We start from the raw sequence: 14709 nt of genomic DNA on the forward strand, positions 1-14709 counted from the left end.
GATCTTGGGCGTCGGAAAGTCGGCGAAGCAGATCGAGATGTCCATCGCGGTGATGACGAACTCGACCGACTTGACGAACTTTTCCACCTCGAAGCGGACCCCTTCCACGACCGCAGGGCTGCCGAGCGGCTTGCCGTGGGCGCGCTCCCAGAATCGGGCGTAGCGCCCTTGAGGGTGAAAAACGCCAGGTCAAGCGCGGGAAGGCGGCGCCCGTTCCATGATCAATCGCAAGAAGGGATCGCGCCGGTCACAGCCGTCCCGCTACCGTACTGGTAACACGCGCGTCGCTCGTCGTGGCGGAAGCAACCCGCCCGGCGGCACGCGCCGGGCATGGGATTGGGTCGGTGAGCCATGGCCGGGTCGCAGTCCGACGGTCGGCTGTCGGATGTCAGGTTCCTGACCGTCGCCGAGGTGGCGACGGTCATGCGGGTGTCCAAGATGACGGTCTACCGTCTCGTGCACAGCGGTGAGCTGACCGCGGTGCGGGTCGGCCGGTCGTTCCGGGTGCCCGAGCACGCCGTGCACGAATACCTCCGGGGCGCGTTCCAGGAGACCGCCTGACCGGCCGCCGGCCAGGCCGTCGAGTGCGACGTAACGGGCATCGACGGGGTCGCGTTGGTCCTGCTGATACGCTCCCGCTACCCTGGACTCCGATCGTGACCGCACACCGGTGCGCCCTGCCCACCACGCTGGTCCGGTCCGTTGTCCGCAAGCGGTCACCGGCATCACCCGAGGTGGTGTCACCCGGTCCGCCCCGCACGTTGCATCGAAAGGCTGTCGTATGGGCTCGGTGGTCAAGAAGCGCCGCAAGCGCATGGCTAAGAAGAAGCACCGCAAGCTGCTGCGCAAGACCCGCGTCCAGCGTCGCCGTCTCGGCAAGTGACCGGGGCCGGGCTCCGGCCCGGCACCCGGCATCACTTGCCATCTGTCGACCCTCGGAGGCTCAGGTGATCAGGCCGTGGCTGTCCCGGCTCGGTCCTGCCTGCCGGGCAAGGCGCGCGACATGACCCCCGGAGGCACCCTCGGTGCTCCGGGGGTTGTCGTCGTGACCGGGGTCGGTCGCTACCTCGGCGCGCACGTCGCCGCCCGCCTCGCCGCCGACCCCCGCATCGAGCGCGTCATCGGGGTCGATGCGGCGGCTCCCGTCCCCGAGTTGGCCGACCTGCTCGACGGGGTCGAGCGGATCCGCCTCGACCTCGACTCGCTCGGCGGCCTGCTCGTCGACCTCGACGTCGACGCGGTGGTGCACCTGGCGCTGGTCAGCGCGCCCGACCCGCAGCACGGCGGTCGGGCGGCGATGAAGGAACAGAACGTCATCGGCACCATGCAGCTGCTCGCCGCCTGCCAGCGCGTGCCGAGGCTGCGCAAGTTGGTGGTCCGGTCCTCGACCGCCGCGTACGGGGTGTCGTTCCGTGACCCGGCCGTCTTCACCGAGGAGACCGAGCCACGCGAGGTGCCGCGCGGCGGATTCGGCCGGGACATCCTCGACATCGAGGGGTACGTCCGCGGCTTCCGTCGCCGCCGCCCCGACGTCACCGCGACCGTGCTGCGCTTCGCGCCGTTCATCGGCTCCACCGCCGACACCACGCTCACCCGCTACTTCTCCCAGCCGGTGGTGCCCACCGTCTTCGGCCGAGACCCGCGGCTCCAGTTCGTCCACTTCGACGACGCCCTGGAGGTCCTGCACCGAGCGATCGCCGAGGACCACCCGGGGACGTACAACGTCGCCGGGCCGGGGGTGCTTTCCCTGTCGCAGGCGATCCGACGGGCCGGTCGGGTGGCCGTGCCGGTGCTGGAGCCGGGGTTCTCCGGTGCCGCCGCGATCGCCCGGAGCCTGGGCTTCGGCCGGTACGGGCTGGACCAGGTCGACCTCTTCGTGCACGGTCGGGTGGTGGACACCACCCGGCTCGAACGGGAGTTCGGCTTCACACCCCGTTCGACGGCCGCCGCCTTCGACGACTTCCTCCACGCCCACCACGGCGGTGCGGTGGTGACCGCGGAGCAGCTCGCCGCGGCCGAGCAGTTGGTGCTGGCGGGCATCCGGCAGGTGCGGGCCGCCGTACGGGAGCGGTCGTGAGCGGGGCCGACGAGCGGGGTGAGGCCCGCTACGGCGTACCGCTGGCCGTGCCCGGTCCGGACGCGGAGCCGGCGCGGCGCAACGGACATCGGCGCACGGCGGTGACGCCGGAGACCGACGCCACTCCCGTGCCGCCCGCGCCGGTCGTGGCCGACCAGCCCGGAGACCCCTGGGACCGCAAGGTCGCCAGCGGCCTCGCCTTCCTGCGGCGACGGCTCGCCGGCGACTACGAGGTGGACGAGTTCGGCTTCGACCCGGAGTTGACCGAGGCGGTCTTCCACCCGCTGATCCGGCTGCTCTACCGGGACTGGTTCCGCACCGAGGTCAGCGGAGTGGAGCACGTGCCGGAGTCCGGGCCCGGCCTGGTGGTCGGCAACCACTCCGGCACGGTGGCGCTGGACGCGCTGGTCCTCGCCACCGCGCTGCACGACCGGCACCCCGCGCACCGCTACCTGCGGCTGCTCGGCGCCGACCTGGTCTTCCGGATGCCGATGGTTTCCGAGCTCGCCCGCAAGACCGGCGGGACGGTGGCCTGCAACCCGGATGCGGAGCGGCTGCTCGGCAACGGCGAGCTGGTCGGCGTCTTCCCGGAGGGGTTCAAGGGGGTCGGCAAGCTTTACTCCGACCGCTACAAGCTTCAGCGGTTCGGTCGGGGCGGCTTCGTGTCGGCGGCGCTGCGCACCGGCACGCCGATCGTGCCGGTGGCGATCGTCGGCGGCGAGGAGATCTACCCGATGCTCGCCGACATCAAGCCGCTCGCCCGGCTGCTCAAGCTGCCCTACTTTCCGATCACGCCGACCTTCCCCTGGCTGGGGCCGCTGGGCATGCTGCCGCTGCCGAGCAAATGGCTGATCGAGTTCTGCCCGCCGATTCCGACCGCGCACCTGCGCGACTCGGCGGACGACCCGCTGGTCGTGTTCAACCTCGCCGACCAGGTGCGCGAGACGATCCAGCAGACCCTGCACGAACTGCTCGAACGCCGTCCGGACCCGTTCGGCCCCTGACCATCAGCCAGCGCGGTGACGGCGGCGGTGCAGCGCCAGACCGGCGGTGACCGCGCCGGCGAGCAACCCGGCGGCGGCCGTCGACGGTACGGCGATCCGGACCGCCCGGCGTCCGGTGCGGAAGTCGCGGACGTCCCAGCCGAGCCGGCGGGCCTGCCGCAGCAGCGCCGGATCGGGGTTGACCGCCACCGGGCGACCCACGACGGAAAGCATCGGCAGGTCGTTGACGGAGTCGCTGTAGGCGGCGCAGCGGCGTAGGTCCAGCCCCTCGACCGCGGCAAGCTGGGCCACCGCCTCGGCCTTGGCCGGCCCGTGCATGAGATCGCCGACCAGCCGGCCGGTGTACGTCCCGTCAGCCACCTCGGCGACCGTGCCGATCGCTCCGGTCAGCCCGAGCCGGGCCGCGATCACCCGCCCGATCTCCACCGGGGCGGCGCTGACCAGCCACACCCGTTCACCCGCGTCCAGGTGCCGCTGCGCCAGCCCGCGGGTGCCGGCCCAGATCCGCGGGGCCATCAGCTCGTCGAAGATCTCTTCCGCCAGCCGCTCCACGTCCTCGACCCGCCAGCCGTTGATGAAGGCGAGCGCCGCCTCCTTGGCCTGCGACATGTCCCCGACGCGTTCGGTGGCGAACAGCCGGAACCGGGCCTGCTGCCAGGCGAAGCGGGCCAGGTCGCCGGTGGTGAAATATTTCCGGGCCGCCAGCCCCCGGGCGAACCAGTAGATCGATGCGCCCTGCATCATCGTGTTGTCCACGTCGAAGAAGGCGGCGGCGGTGGCGGAACCGGGCGTCGAGGCCGCCACGATCCGGGCCATGGCGACCTCCTCCCCTCGACAACCGCGTATCCCCCGTTGGCGAGCGTAGCCGGCGTCGGGTAACGGGCGGCTGCTCGCGACGAGGAGTGTGGGGTGCCCGGCGGGCGGTCAGCGCTCGTCGGGGCAGACGTCCGGGGTCGGGCCGAGGGAATCGCTGGCCGACGGTGCCGGCAGTCCGCAGGCGATGGCGGCGCGGATCCCGGCGGCGCGGCTGCTCGCGTCGTCTAGGAGGGCCAGCGACCGGTGGGCGCGATCCCGCTCGACGTGGTCGGCCCGGTGAAGCAGCCCGCGGACCGCCTGCTGTTGGCTGACGAGGAACGCGTCGATCGCGTTCAACCCAGCCGGATCGGAGCGCTGCGCGGCCACAGTGGCCAGCAGGCGTACGCCCTGTCGGGTGTCGGCGTCCATGTCGTCCAGGACGGCACTGAGCCTGGCCCGGTCGCCGCGCACCGTGGCCGCCTCGTCGAATCGGGTCCGAGCGAAGTCGAGGAAGAGCTGACCCCGGCTGAGATCCGAGCTGGCCAGGGCGAGCTGGGCCCGCTCGGTGGAGCGCTTCATGCCGTAGAGCGCGTCGCCGGGGAGCGCGTTTTCGCTGGCGGCGGAGATGCCGGAGAGCGCGACCGCTCCGGCGGCCACCCCGACCAGGATCGCGCCCCGGGCGCGGGCCCGCCGGCCGGTCACGGCCGGTAGCAGCGACCCGCGTACGCCGGCGCCCGCCGGGGCGGTGTCCGGTTTGGCCAGCGTGTCGGCGCTCTGCCGTTCGGCGGCGGCGACCAGCATCGCGCGCAGCCCGGTGCGGAAGTTCGCATCGACCTCGACGGCCGGCCGGTCGGCGACGAGCCGCTGACCCACCACGACGAGCGCGGCGAGTTCGTCATCGGCTCGGGAACGGACGTGGTGCCGCCGGCCGCCGTTGGCCTCGTCGAGGAGCTGCGCGAAGCGCTCGGCACGCCGACGGGAGAAGAGGTCACTGTCCACCGTAGGCACCCCCTCTCGCTGGTGACGGCCTCCTCGGCCGTCGTCGTCACCAGCGACCGGTGGCAGCGTGACGCGACGGTCGACCGAGACGGCCGACCATGCCCGCCGGACCGGGTGGCCCGGGGGACGCCGGGACAACCACTGGTCGCACCCGGAGAAACGGACCGCGCCGGTCGCCGGTTACGGGGCCGGGGGCGATGAATCACCAAGCGTGATCGCCGCCATCGGGGTCGGACGCAAGCGTCCGCCCGCCCCCGGCGTGTCACCGAGCGGCACCGGGGTCGGGCATGGGCTGGGGGTCAGGGTTGGAAACCGTCGGGCAGTAACCGGGCCAGGGCCCGGACCGCCCGGTACTGCAACGCCTTGATGGCGCCCTCGTTCTTGCCCATCGCGCGGGCCGTCTCGGCGACCGAGAAGCCCTGGAGAAAGCGGAGCACGATGCACTCCTGCTGCTCCGGGTTGAGCTGCTTGACTGCGCTGAGCAGCGCGACGTTGGTGATGTGCTCGACCACGGCCGCTTCCGGGCTGCCCTCCGGCCCCCGGTCCTCCCGGTCGGCGTCGAGCACGTCGCCGGTGGTGACCTCCAGCCGGTACCGTCCCGACTTGAAGTGATCGGCGACCAGGTTGCGGGCGATGGTGACCAGCCAGGCACCCAGGTCGCGCCCCTGCCAGGTGACGCTGCCGATTCGCTTGAGCGCCCGGAGGAAGGTGTCGGAGGTGAGGTCCTCGGCGAGCTGACGGTTGCCGACCCGGAAGTAGACGAACCGAAAGACCGTGTCGACGTACCGGTCGTAGAGCAGACCGAACGCCTCGGCCTCGCCGGCCTGCGCCCGCTCGACCAGCGTCCACACCTCCGTCGCCGGATCGGACGGATCGGGGCGGCTCGGGTAGCCGGTGGTCGGGGTCGCGGCGGCGGGCACCGCTGGCAGGATCGCGGTGTCGGCGGCCGGCACCACCGGGAGCACGGCGGTGTCGCCGGCGGGCACCGCCGGGAGCACGGCGGTGTCGCCGGCCGACGGGTCGATGGCCGTTGGACCGTCGCCGCCGCGCCGACCCTGCGCTGGCGCGGTCGGCCGGGACTGGGTGCCGAGCCGGCTGGTGGCCGGCTTCGCGTTGCTGCCGGGCACCACCGGTCGTGGCGGCGCCTCGTTGTGGTGCGTGCGGTTGCGGACTCGTCGGGCCCCCTCACCCCGCACCGCCGGGCCCCACGTGCCCTCGCCGGAGGCGCCGGACTCGACTCGTTCGTTGACCGGTGTTCGCTGGGTCGGGCCGGTCATGCCGGCCGGCCGGTCCGCGTAACCGAAGGTGGTCACCGCGCCTCCCCGATCCAGGCGGGGCACGACCGCACCGGCCGTCGTGGCGTCGCGGCGAGACCGCGTACGCCTCGGCCGGGCAGGGCCGTTCCGGGACGTGCCGGCGGGCGGCAGATCCCCTTGAGGTGCTGGTCCAATGCGCTCACAGGCATGGGGGCCTCCTCGGGCTGAGGGGTGTCGACTCACGGCAAATGGGGTGAGCCAACCCGAGTGATGATAGGGGCCAACGTCACCCGTAGGTGGCAAGTCCGTTACACAGAGCGGAAGTATTTCCCGCTGCGTCGCACCCGTGGCGGACCGGTTGTCCGTCGCGTGCGGTTGACTTTCGCGTTGGGCACCGGGTCTTGAGTGGAACTCCTGGTCGGAGCGAATTCCGTGGCTTTCGGCGTGTCGCGGGGGCGGGCCGTGGGCACCTACCGCGCCGTGCTCCGAGCCGCCTGCCCGCGCGTAACCTGACCGGACGGAGAGTGAGACATCCGAAGCACTATCAGGAGGCAGGTAACCGATGTCCAGTGACGCCCGGCTCACCCTGATCACCCGGCCCGGCTGTCACCTGTGCGAGGACGCGAAGGCGGCGCTCGACCGGGTGGTGGCGGTCACCGGCGACCGCTGGATCGAGAAGGACGTCACCGACGACATCGAGTTGGAGCGCGAGTACGGCGACCGGCTGCCGGTGGTGCTGTTGGACGGCAAGGAGCACGGTTACTGGCGGGTCGAGGAGGACCGGCTGCTGCGGGACCTGACCACCCCGCAGCTCTGACCCGCCCCTATCGTGCAGGGATGACCTCTGCTCGCCGCCACCTGGTGTGGGACTGGAACGGCACCCTTCTCGACGACCTCGACCTGGTGGTGCGGGCCACCAACATCGCCTTCGCCAGCGCCGGCGGCCCGGCGGTCACCGCCGACGAGCATCGGATGCGGTTCCGCCGGCCGATCGTCGACTACTACGCCGAGATGATCGGCCGGGCGATCGACGAGGAGGCGTTCGGTCGGCTCGACCGAATCTTCCACGACGCGTACCGGGCCGGGCTGACCGACTGCGCGTTGGCCGCCGACGCGACCGCGGCGATCGCCGCCTGGCCGGGCAGCCAGTCGCTGCTGTCCATGTGGTTCCACGACGAGCTGGTGCCGACGGTGCGGACGTACGGGCTGACCCCGCACTTCACCCGGGTGGACGGGCTGCGGGCCGAGGTGGGCGGCGGACACAAGGCCGAGTGGCTGGAGAAGCACCTGGCCGAGCTGGGGCTCGCCGGCCGCGAGGTGATGCTGATCGGCGACTCGCTCGACGATGCCGACGCCGCGCTCTCGGTCGGCGCCCGCTGCGTCCTCTACGCCGGCGGCCTCTCCGACCCGGCCCGCCTCCGCGCCTCCCACCACCCAGTCGCCGACACCCTCACCGAAGCGGTCACCCTGGCCCGCACCCTCCCCTGACCGCTCCGCCCCCACCCTCACCTAGGCGCGGAGGTGGGTTAGGACGGCTAGGACTCGGCGGTGGTGGGTTGTGGCGTCCGGGGGGAGGTCGAGCTTGGTGAAGATGTTGCGGACGTGCTTCTCGACGGCGCCGTCGCTGATCACGAGCGCTCGCGCGATGGCGGTGTTGGAGCGGCCCTCGGCCATCAGGGCCAGCACCTCCCGCTCCCGCGGGGTCAGCGCGGTCAGCGGGTCGTCACGTCGGCGTCGGACCAGCAACTGGCCGATCACCTCCGGGTCGAGCACCGTCCCGCCGGCGGCCACCCGGTTCAGCGCGTCCAGGAACTCGTCGATCGCGGCCACCCGGTCCTTCAGCAGGTAGCCGATCCCGCCGCCGGCCCCGCCGGTGGTGGCGAGCAGGTCGTCCGCATACGACACCTCGACATACTGGGAGAGCACCAGGACCGGCGTACGGGGCACCCGTCGACGGGCCTCCACGGCGGCGCGGAGCCCCTCGTCGGTGTGCGAGGGCGGCATCCGTACGTCCACCACCGAGACGTCCGGCCGGTGCGTCACCACCGCCTCGACCAGGGCGTCCCCATCTCCGACGGCGGCCACCACCTCGTGTCCCGACTCGGTCAGCAGCCGGATCAGCCCCTCCCGGAGCAGTACGGCATCGTCCGCGACAATCACCCGCATGGGTCCGGTGTCTACCACGTCCTCGGTCATCGGCCTGCCCCTCAGCGGGGAAGTTCGACGCGGATCACGGTGGGGCCGCCGGTCGGGCTGGTGACGTCGAGCACTCCGCCGACCGCCCGGACCCGGTCGGCGATCCCGCTCAGCCCGTGCCCCTTGGCCAGGTGGGCGCCGCCCACCCCGTCGTCCGCCACGCTGATCTCCAGCCGGCCCACCCGGCGGGTCACCTCCACGCGGCAGGCGGCGGCCCGGCTGTGCTTGGAGACGTTGGTCAGCGCCTCGGCCACCACGAAGTACGCGGTGGTCTCCACCGCCGGGTCGAGCCGTCCCTCGGGCGTACCCAGGTCGTCGTCGACCACGAGTTCGGTGGGGACGAGGGCACGGGCGGCGAGGGCGGCCAGGGCGCTCGGCAGGCCCCGGTCGACCAGGATCGGCGGGGCGATTCCCCGGGACAGGGCGCGCAGCTCGTCGAGGGTTTCCCGGGTCTGGGTGACCGCCTCGTCGAGGGTCTGCCGGGCCGCCTCGGGGTCGGCGGCCATCTGCTGGCGGGCCCGGCTGAGGTCCATGGCGAGGCGGACCAGGCGCTGCTGCGGGCCGTCGTGGATGTCCCGCTCCAGCCGGCGCAGCGCGGACGCCTCGGCGGAGGCGGCGGCCCGCTTCTGGTCCTCGAGCGTGCTGATCCGGTTGCGCATCTCGGCCACCCCGGTCAGCAGGGAGCGGGCCAGGCTGGCCTGGAGCCGGGCGCAGCCCCGGGCCACCAGCGGCAGGGTGAGCAGGAAGAACAGGCCGATTGCGGTGTTCAGGGCCACCCGTGCCCCCGCGCCGTCGCCCATGCCGAGGAGCTGGCTCAGGTCCTGGTTGTCCGGACCACGCGGGATGGCCCAGTCGTACGCGGCGTAGGGGGTGCCGACGATGGCCACCACCCACCAGACCAGCAGCACCACGAAGGCGGGCAGCGACACCAACAGCTTGATGAAGGCGTGCAGCAGGTCGAGCCAGGACTGGGCGTCGCGCAGCGGCGTGAGGATTCGCCGCCAGAGGCCCGACCCGGGCTCGGCCGCCAGATAGATGGGGCGGACCCGGGGTTGGTGGAGCACCCCGGGCAGCCGGAACCGTTCGAGATCGGCCAGTCCGCGGGCCGCGTACAGGGTGCCGGCAAGGACCGGGAGGCCGAGCGTGGTGACCAGCAGCCCGGCGGTGAGTGAGACTCCCGCCACCGACAGCGTGAAGCCGGCCAGCGCTAGGGGCAGACCGGTCAGCACGTAGCCGGAGTCGCGCAGGAGCTGCTGGAGGAGCCCTCGGGGGGTGGTGGTGGGGGCTGGGGCATTGGTCAGGGATGCGGCGGTCATGTTTCGAGGCTATGGGTCGGAGCCCGCCGTACCCATCCCGTGCACCGGCCTCTCCGGGGTGGGGTTCTCCCTACCGAGCGTGAGAGTCGCCACGTCGGGCGGTGACATGGCGTTACTGGGCGCGCGCGATTGGTCAGAGAAGTCGGGATTGAGCAATAATCACCGAGCGGCGCCGACGGTGCGCGGTTATCGATCTTGTGAAGTGGAGGGGCAGGTGGAGGCGCGGCGCCGGCCAGCAAGATCGCGATTTGTGCACCTGTTCACAAGCGCCTACTCTGTAGTTCCGACGCGCCCTGCTAGCACAGCCGGCAACCTCGGTCGCCAGCGGGAGTCCCGAAACGACCGGCCACCGACGCTGGTCGAGGATCGCACCGCACGGAGTCTCATGAGTCAGCACCGTCACCCTGGCGCGCCCGGTCGCGCCGGTGCCGTACCGGCGCTCCCGGACCTGCCCGAGGCGACCGTCGCGCGGCTTCCGGAATACCTCCGTGCCCTGCACGCCCTCGCCGACGCCGGCGACGAGACGGTCTCCAGCGAGGGGCTGGCCAACGCCGCCGGGGTCAACTCGGCGAAGCTTCGCAAGGACCTCTCCCACCTCGGCTCCTACGGGACCAGAGGGGTCGGCTACGACGTCGCCCTGCTGATCGACCAGATCGAGTCGGTGCTCGGGCTCACCCAGTGCCGGTCGGTCGCCCTGGTCGGCGTGGGTAATCTCGGTCACGCTCTGGCCGGCTACGACGGCTTCGCCAGCCGCGGCTTCCGGATCGCCGCCCTCTTCGATGCCGATCCCGTCCGCATCGGCGAGGAGATCAACGGGCTGCTCGTCCGGCACATCGACGAGCTACCCCGGGTGGCCGCCGACGAGTTGATCTCGATAGGGGTCATCGCCACCCCGGCGCCGGCCGCCCAGTCGGTGGCCGACCAGCTCGTCGCCGTCGGCGTGACGAGCATCCTCAACTTCGCTCCGTGCGTACTCTCGGTGCCGGAGGGGGTCGACGTGCGCAAGGTCGACCTCGCGATCGAGCTGCAGATCCTCTCCTTCCACGAGCACCGCAAGGCCTCATTGACCGCCCTGCCCGCCACCGGCGGATCCGCACTCACCGCACTGCCGGGCGGGCTCACGGCCACCGACACCCAGGAGGCGATCGGCACGTGAAACTGCTCGCCGTCGGCGCGTCGTACCGCACCGCTCCGGTCGCCACACTGGAGCGGCTGGCCGTTCCGCCCGCCGACCTCACCCGCACCCTGGACCGGCTGGTCGCCCAGTCGTACGTCGCCGAAGCCGTGCTCGTCTCCACCTGTAACCGGGTGGAGGTGTACGCGGCCGTCTCCGGTTTCCACGGCGGCCTCGGCGACATCTGCGCGGTCCTGGCCGAGCAGGCCGGCTGCCCGCCCGCGGCGCTCGCCAACCACCTGTACGTGCACTATGACGCCGCCGCCGTCAACCACGTCTTCCGGGTCGCCGCCGGGCTGGACTCGATGGTGGTTGGCGAGGCCCAGATCCTCGGCCAGCTCCGGGACGCGTACCACGGTGCCAGCGGTGCCGACTCGGCGGGCCGGCTGCTGCACGAGCTGATGCAGCAGGCGCTGCGGGTGGGCAAACGCGCGCACGCCGAGACCAACATCGACCGGGCCGGTCAGAGCGTGGTCACCGCCGCGCTCGACCTGGCCGCCGACCTGCTCGACGGCGAGCTGGCCGGCCGGCCCGCCATGGTGGTGGGCGCCGGCGCGATGGGCGCGCTCGGTCTGGCCACCCTCTCCCGGCTGGGGGCCGGGCCGCTGACCGTTACCAACCGCAGCGCCGACCGGGCCGTCCGGCTGGCCGAATCGTACGGTGCGAATGCCGTGCCGATGGCCGAACTGGTCGATGCGCTCTCCACAGTGGACATCGTAGTGGCCGCCACCGCGGCCACGGAACCGGTCCTCACCCGCGACGTGGTGACCCGGGCGCTGGCTCGGCGCGACGCCGGCCGGGGCCGACTGGTCCTGCTCGACCTGGCCGTTCCGCGCGACGTCGAAGCGGGGGTCGCCGAGCTGCCCGGCGTCGAGGTGATCGACATCGACCGGATGGCCGCGATCCTCGCCGACGGCGCCGCCGCCGCCGATGCGGCCGAGGTGACCCGGATCGTCGCCGACGAGGTCGAGGCGTTCCTCAGCTGGCTGCGCGGTGCCGACGTGGCACCCACCGTGGCCGCCCTGCGCGGGCGCGCCGACGACGTGGTCGCGGCCGAGCTGCGTCGGTTGGCCCAGCGCCGTCCCGACCTCACCGACGACCAGCGCGCCGAGGTCGCCCGCACCGTGCACCGGGTCGTGCAGCGGCTGCTGCACCAGCCGACCGTACGGGTCCGCCAGCTCGCCGCCGAGCCCGGTGGCGACCAGTACGCGGCGCTGCTGCGCGAGCTGTTCGACCTGCAGGTGCCGCAGACCTCTCCGGTCGACACCGTGCCCGACGTGGTGGAACCAGAGATCACATTGCTGGCTGACACCGCCCCACCCACCGGAGGTGCCCGATGACCGCCCCCCTGCGCCTTGGCACGCGGGGCAGCGCCCTGGCGATGGCCCAGTCGGGCCACGTCGCCGAGGCCCTCACCAAGGCAACCGGCCGCGAGGTCGAGCTGGTCGAGGTGCTGACCGCCGGGGACCAGTCCTCGGCCCCGGTGCACCGGCTCGGCGTCGGCGTCTTCGTCTCCGCGCTGCGGGACGCGCTGACCGCCGGCACCATCGACTTCGCCGTCCACTCGTACAAGGACCTGCCCACGGCGGACGCCCCCGGCCTGCACATCGCCGCGGTGCCGCCCCGGCAGGACCCGCGCGACGCGCTGGTCGCCCGGGACGGCCGTACGCTCGCCGAGCTGCCGCCCGGCGCCCGGGTCGGCACCGGCGCGCTGCGCCGCATCGCCCAACTGCACGCGCTCGGGATGCAGCTGGAGGTCACCCCGATCCGGGGCAACGTGGACACCCGCCTCGGCCGGGTGCTCGGCCCGGACGCCGACCTCGACGCCGTCGTCCTGGCCCGGGCCGGGCTCGCCCGCCTCGGCCGGACCGACCTGATCACCGAGACGCTCGATCCGATGCTGATGCTGCCCGCGCCCGCGCAGGGCGCGCTGGCCGTGGAGTGCCGGATCGACGACCAGGACATGGTCGAGCTGCTCGCGGTGCTCGACCACGCACCGTCCCGCGCCGCGGTCGTCGCGGAGCGGGCGCTGTTGGCCACCCTGGAGGCCGGGTGCAGCGCGCCCGTCGCCGCCTACGGTGAACTCGCCGAGGGTGATGCCGGCGAGGAGATCTACCTGCGCGGTGCGGTGGTCAGCCCGGACGGTACTCGTGACCTCCGGTTGTCCCGTACCGGAACGCCCGCCGACGCGGCGGAGATCGGCAAGGCACTCGCCGCCGAACTCCTCGAACTCGGCGCCGACTCGATCCTCGGCCAAGAAGGACACGCCGGCCCGGGGACCCAGCAATTTGGGAGCACAGAATGACCCGCACCCGTAAGCCCGTAGGCCGTATCGCGTTTGTCGGGGCCGGTCCCGGCGACCCGGGCCTGCTGACCCGCCGGGCGCACGACGCCCTGGTCGACGCCGACCAGGTGGTGTACGACCGGGGAATCCCCGAGTCGCTGCTCGAGCACATCCGAGCCAAGGCCAAGTCCGACGCCCAGTTCAGCCCGGCCGAGGGCGTGCCGGGGGACGTGGCGAAGGTGCTGATCTCCGCGGCCCGCTCCGGGCAGAACGCGGTGCACCTGGTCGCCGGTGACCCGTTCGGCCACGACTCGGTGGTCCGGGAGGTGCAGGCGGTGGCGCGTACCGCCGCGCGTTTCGAGGTGGTTCCGGGCGTCGGCCAGGCCGAGGGGGTGGCCACCTACGCGGGCGTGCCGCTGCCGGGAATGCGGACCGCCGCCGACGTCGAGGACGTCACGGCGCTGGACTTCGACGCGCTGGCCGCGGCCGTCGGTCGGGGCTCCCTGGCCCTCGCCGTGGACGCCGGCGACCTGGCCGCGATCCGGGACGGCCTGCTGGCCGCCGGGGTGGACGGCACCACCGGCGTCGGGGTGACCGGCGACGGCACCGGCGAGACGCAGTACACCACCACGTCGACCGTGGACTCCTTCGTCGCGGCAGCGCTCGGTTTCACCGGCCGGGTCGTGCTCACCATCGGTGCGGGCGTCCCCGAACGCGACAAGTTGAGCTGGTGGGAGAACCGGCCGCTGTACGGCTGGAAGGTGCTCGTACCCCGGACCAAGGAGCAGGCCGGTGCGATGAGCGCCCGACTGCGGGCGTACGGGGCGATCCCGTGCGAGGTGCCGACCATCGCGGTGGAGCCGCCGCGTACCCCCGCTCAGATGGAGCGGGCGATCAAGGGTCTGGTCGACGGCCGGTACGCCTGGGTGATCTTCACCTCGGTGAACGCGGTGCGGGCCGTCTGGGAGAAGTTCGCCGAGCACGGCCTGGACGCCCGTCACTTCGGCGGTGTCAAGATCGCCTGCATCGGCGAGGCCACCGCGGACGCGGTCCGGGCGTTCGGCATCCAGCCGGAGCTGGTGCCCTCGGGCGAGCAGACCTCGGAGGGCCTGCTGGCCGAGTTCTCGCCGCACGACGAGATCCTCGACCCGGTCGGCCGGGTGCTGCTGCCGCGTGCCGACATCGCCACCGAGACCCTGGCCGCCGGGCTCACCGAACGGGGCTGGGAGGTCGACGACGTGACCGCGTACCGGACCGTCCGGGCCGCCCCGCCGCCGGCCGAGATCCGGGATGCGATCAAGTCGGGCGGCTTCGACGCCGTGCTCTTCACGTCTTCCTCGACTGTGCGCAACCTTGTCGGTATCGCCGGAAAGCCGCACGCGCGTACCGTTGTTGCTGTCATCGGGCCCAAGACGGCGGAGACGGCGACGGAGTTCGGCCTGCGGGTCGACGTGCAGCCGGGCCACGCCTCGGTGCCCGACCTGGTGGAGGCGCTCGCCGCCTACGCCGTCGAGCTGCGCGAGAAGCTGGCCGCCATGCCGGCCAAGCAGCGCCGCGGCTCGAAGGTGCAGGGGCCGACCGCCCTGAGGTTCCGCTGACAGGAGGCTC

Annotated in this window: 15 protein-coding genes; 10 read left to right on the forward strand and 5 right to left on the reverse strand. The window is 72.6% G+C overall.

Annotated features, from left to right (window positions below; translation table 11 throughout):
• The first annotated feature begins 351 nt into the window (after nt 1-351).
• The 4 genes from ABZ671_RS21640 to ABZ671_RS21655 all read left to right on the forward strand — a co-directional run bounded on the left by ABZ671_RS21640 (nt 352) and on the right by ABZ671_RS21655 (nt 3081).
• Nucleotides 352-561 carry a helix-turn-helix domain-containing protein gene (locus ABZ671_RS21640; RefSeq protein ID WP_089005106.1) on the forward strand — a complete coding sequence of 70 codons (210 nt, stop codon included), beginning with the start codon at nt 352-354 and terminating at the stop codon, nt 559-561.
• A gap of 220 nt (nt 562-781) precedes the next feature.
• Entirely contained in the window at nt 782-883 is a 102-nt protein-coding gene (locus tag ABZ671_RS21645) for an AURKAIP1/COX24 domain-containing protein (RefSeq protein WP_007465623.1), read from the forward strand.
• A 120-nt stretch (nt 884-1003) separates the two neighbouring features.
• Nucleotides 1004-2077, forward strand: a complete 1074-nt coding sequence (locus ABZ671_RS21650; protein ID WP_357861025.1) for an NAD-dependent epimerase/dehydratase family protein — start codon at nt 1004-1006, stop codon at nt 2075-2077.
• 128 nt (nt 2078-2205) lie between these two features.
• Entirely contained in the window at nt 2206-3081 is an 876-nt protein-coding gene (locus ABZ671_RS21655; protein ID WP_357861028.1) for a lysophospholipid acyltransferase family protein, read from the forward strand.
• Nucleotides 3082-3084: 3 nt separating this feature from the next.
• Here the strand turns inward: ABZ671_RS21655 and ABZ671_RS21660 are convergent, their stop codons facing one another.
• The 3 genes from ABZ671_RS21660 to ABZ671_RS21670 form a co-directional block, all read right to left on the reverse strand.
• Entirely contained in the window at nt 3085-3897 is an 813-nt protein-coding gene (locus ABZ671_RS21660; RefSeq protein WP_357860875.1) for an HAD-IB family hydrolase, read from the reverse strand.
• 108 nt (nt 3898-4005) lie between these two features.
• The gene (locus ABZ671_RS21665; protein ID WP_357860878.1) at nt 4006-4875 is read right to left on the reverse strand and encodes a DUF5667 domain-containing protein; all 870 of its coding nucleotides are present in this window, start codon (nt 4873-4875) and stop codon (nt 4006-4008) included.
• Nucleotides 4876-5174: 299 nt separating this feature from the next.
• Entirely contained in the window at nt 5175-6188 is a 1014-nt protein-coding gene (locus tag ABZ671_RS21670) for an ECF subfamily RNA polymerase sigma factor, BldN family (RefSeq protein WP_357860881.1), read from the reverse strand.
• A 505-nt stretch (nt 6189-6693) separates the two neighbouring features.
• Here ABZ671_RS21670 and ABZ671_RS21675 point away from each other — a divergent pair.
• Complete coding sequence (locus ABZ671_RS21675; protein WP_357551655.1) at nt 6694-6948, forward strand: glutaredoxin family protein; 255 nt, start codon at nt 6694-6696, stop codon at nt 6946-6948.
• A gap of 20 nt (nt 6949-6968) precedes the next feature.
• The gene (locus ABZ671_RS21680; RefSeq protein WP_357860885.1) at nt 6969-7619 is read left to right on the forward strand and encodes an HAD hydrolase-like protein; all 651 of its coding nucleotides are present in this window, start codon (nt 6969-6971) and stop codon (nt 7617-7619) included.
• Between the two features lie 21 nt (nt 7620-7640).
• Here the strand turns inward: ABZ671_RS21680 and ABZ671_RS21685 are convergent, their stop codons facing one another.
• Both ABZ671_RS21685 and ABZ671_RS21690 read right to left on the reverse strand, forming a co-directional pair.
• Entirely contained in the window at nt 7641-8297 is a 657-nt protein-coding gene (locus tag ABZ671_RS21685; RefSeq protein ID WP_357861031.1) for a response regulator transcription factor, read from the reverse strand.
• A gap of 41 nt (nt 8298-8338) precedes the next feature.
• Nucleotides 8339-9643 (reverse strand): sensor domain-containing protein, encoded by a 1305-nt coding sequence (locus tag ABZ671_RS21690; RefSeq protein WP_357860888.1) that lies wholly within the window; start codon nt 9641-9643, stop codon nt 8339-8341.
• 385 nt (nt 9644-10028) lie between these two features.
• On the opposite strand from ABZ671_RS21690, the gene ABZ671_RS21695 reads away from it, so the two are divergent.
• From ABZ671_RS21695 to ABZ671_RS21710, 4 genes are read left to right on the forward strand one after another with little or no spacing between them, the layout of a single operon-like run.
• Nucleotides 10029-10799, forward strand: coding sequence for a redox-sensing transcriptional repressor Rex (locus ABZ671_RS21695; RefSeq protein WP_357860891.1), 771 nt, complete (start codon nt 10029-10031; stop codon nt 10797-10799).
• The gene (locus ABZ671_RS21700; RefSeq protein ID WP_357860894.1) at nt 10796-12157 is read left to right on the forward strand and encodes a glutamyl-tRNA reductase; all 1362 of its coding nucleotides are present in this window, start codon (nt 10796-10798) and stop codon (nt 12155-12157) included. The genes ABZ671_RS21695 and ABZ671_RS21700 overlap by 4 nt, the downstream gene beginning before the upstream one ends.
• Nucleotides 12154-13122 (forward strand): hydroxymethylbilane synthase, encoded by a 969-nt coding sequence (gene hemC / locus ABZ671_RS21705; protein ID WP_357860897.1) that lies wholly within the window; start codon nt 12154-12156, stop codon nt 13120-13122. The genes ABZ671_RS21700 and hemC overlap by 4 nt, the downstream gene beginning before the upstream one ends.
• Nucleotides 13119-14699, forward strand: coding sequence for a uroporphyrinogen-III synthase (locus tag ABZ671_RS21710; RefSeq protein ID WP_357860900.1), 1581 nt, complete (start codon nt 13119-13121; stop codon nt 14697-14699). Before hemC ends, ABZ671_RS21710 begins: the two co-directional genes overlap by 4 nt.
• Nucleotides 14700-14709 lie beyond the last annotated feature (10 nt).

This window comes from Micromonospora sp. NPDC006766 (assembly GCF_040636055.1).
In the GTDB taxonomy this organism is placed as follows: Bacteria; Actinomycetota; Actinomycetes; order Mycobacteriales; family Micromonosporaceae; genus Micromonospora.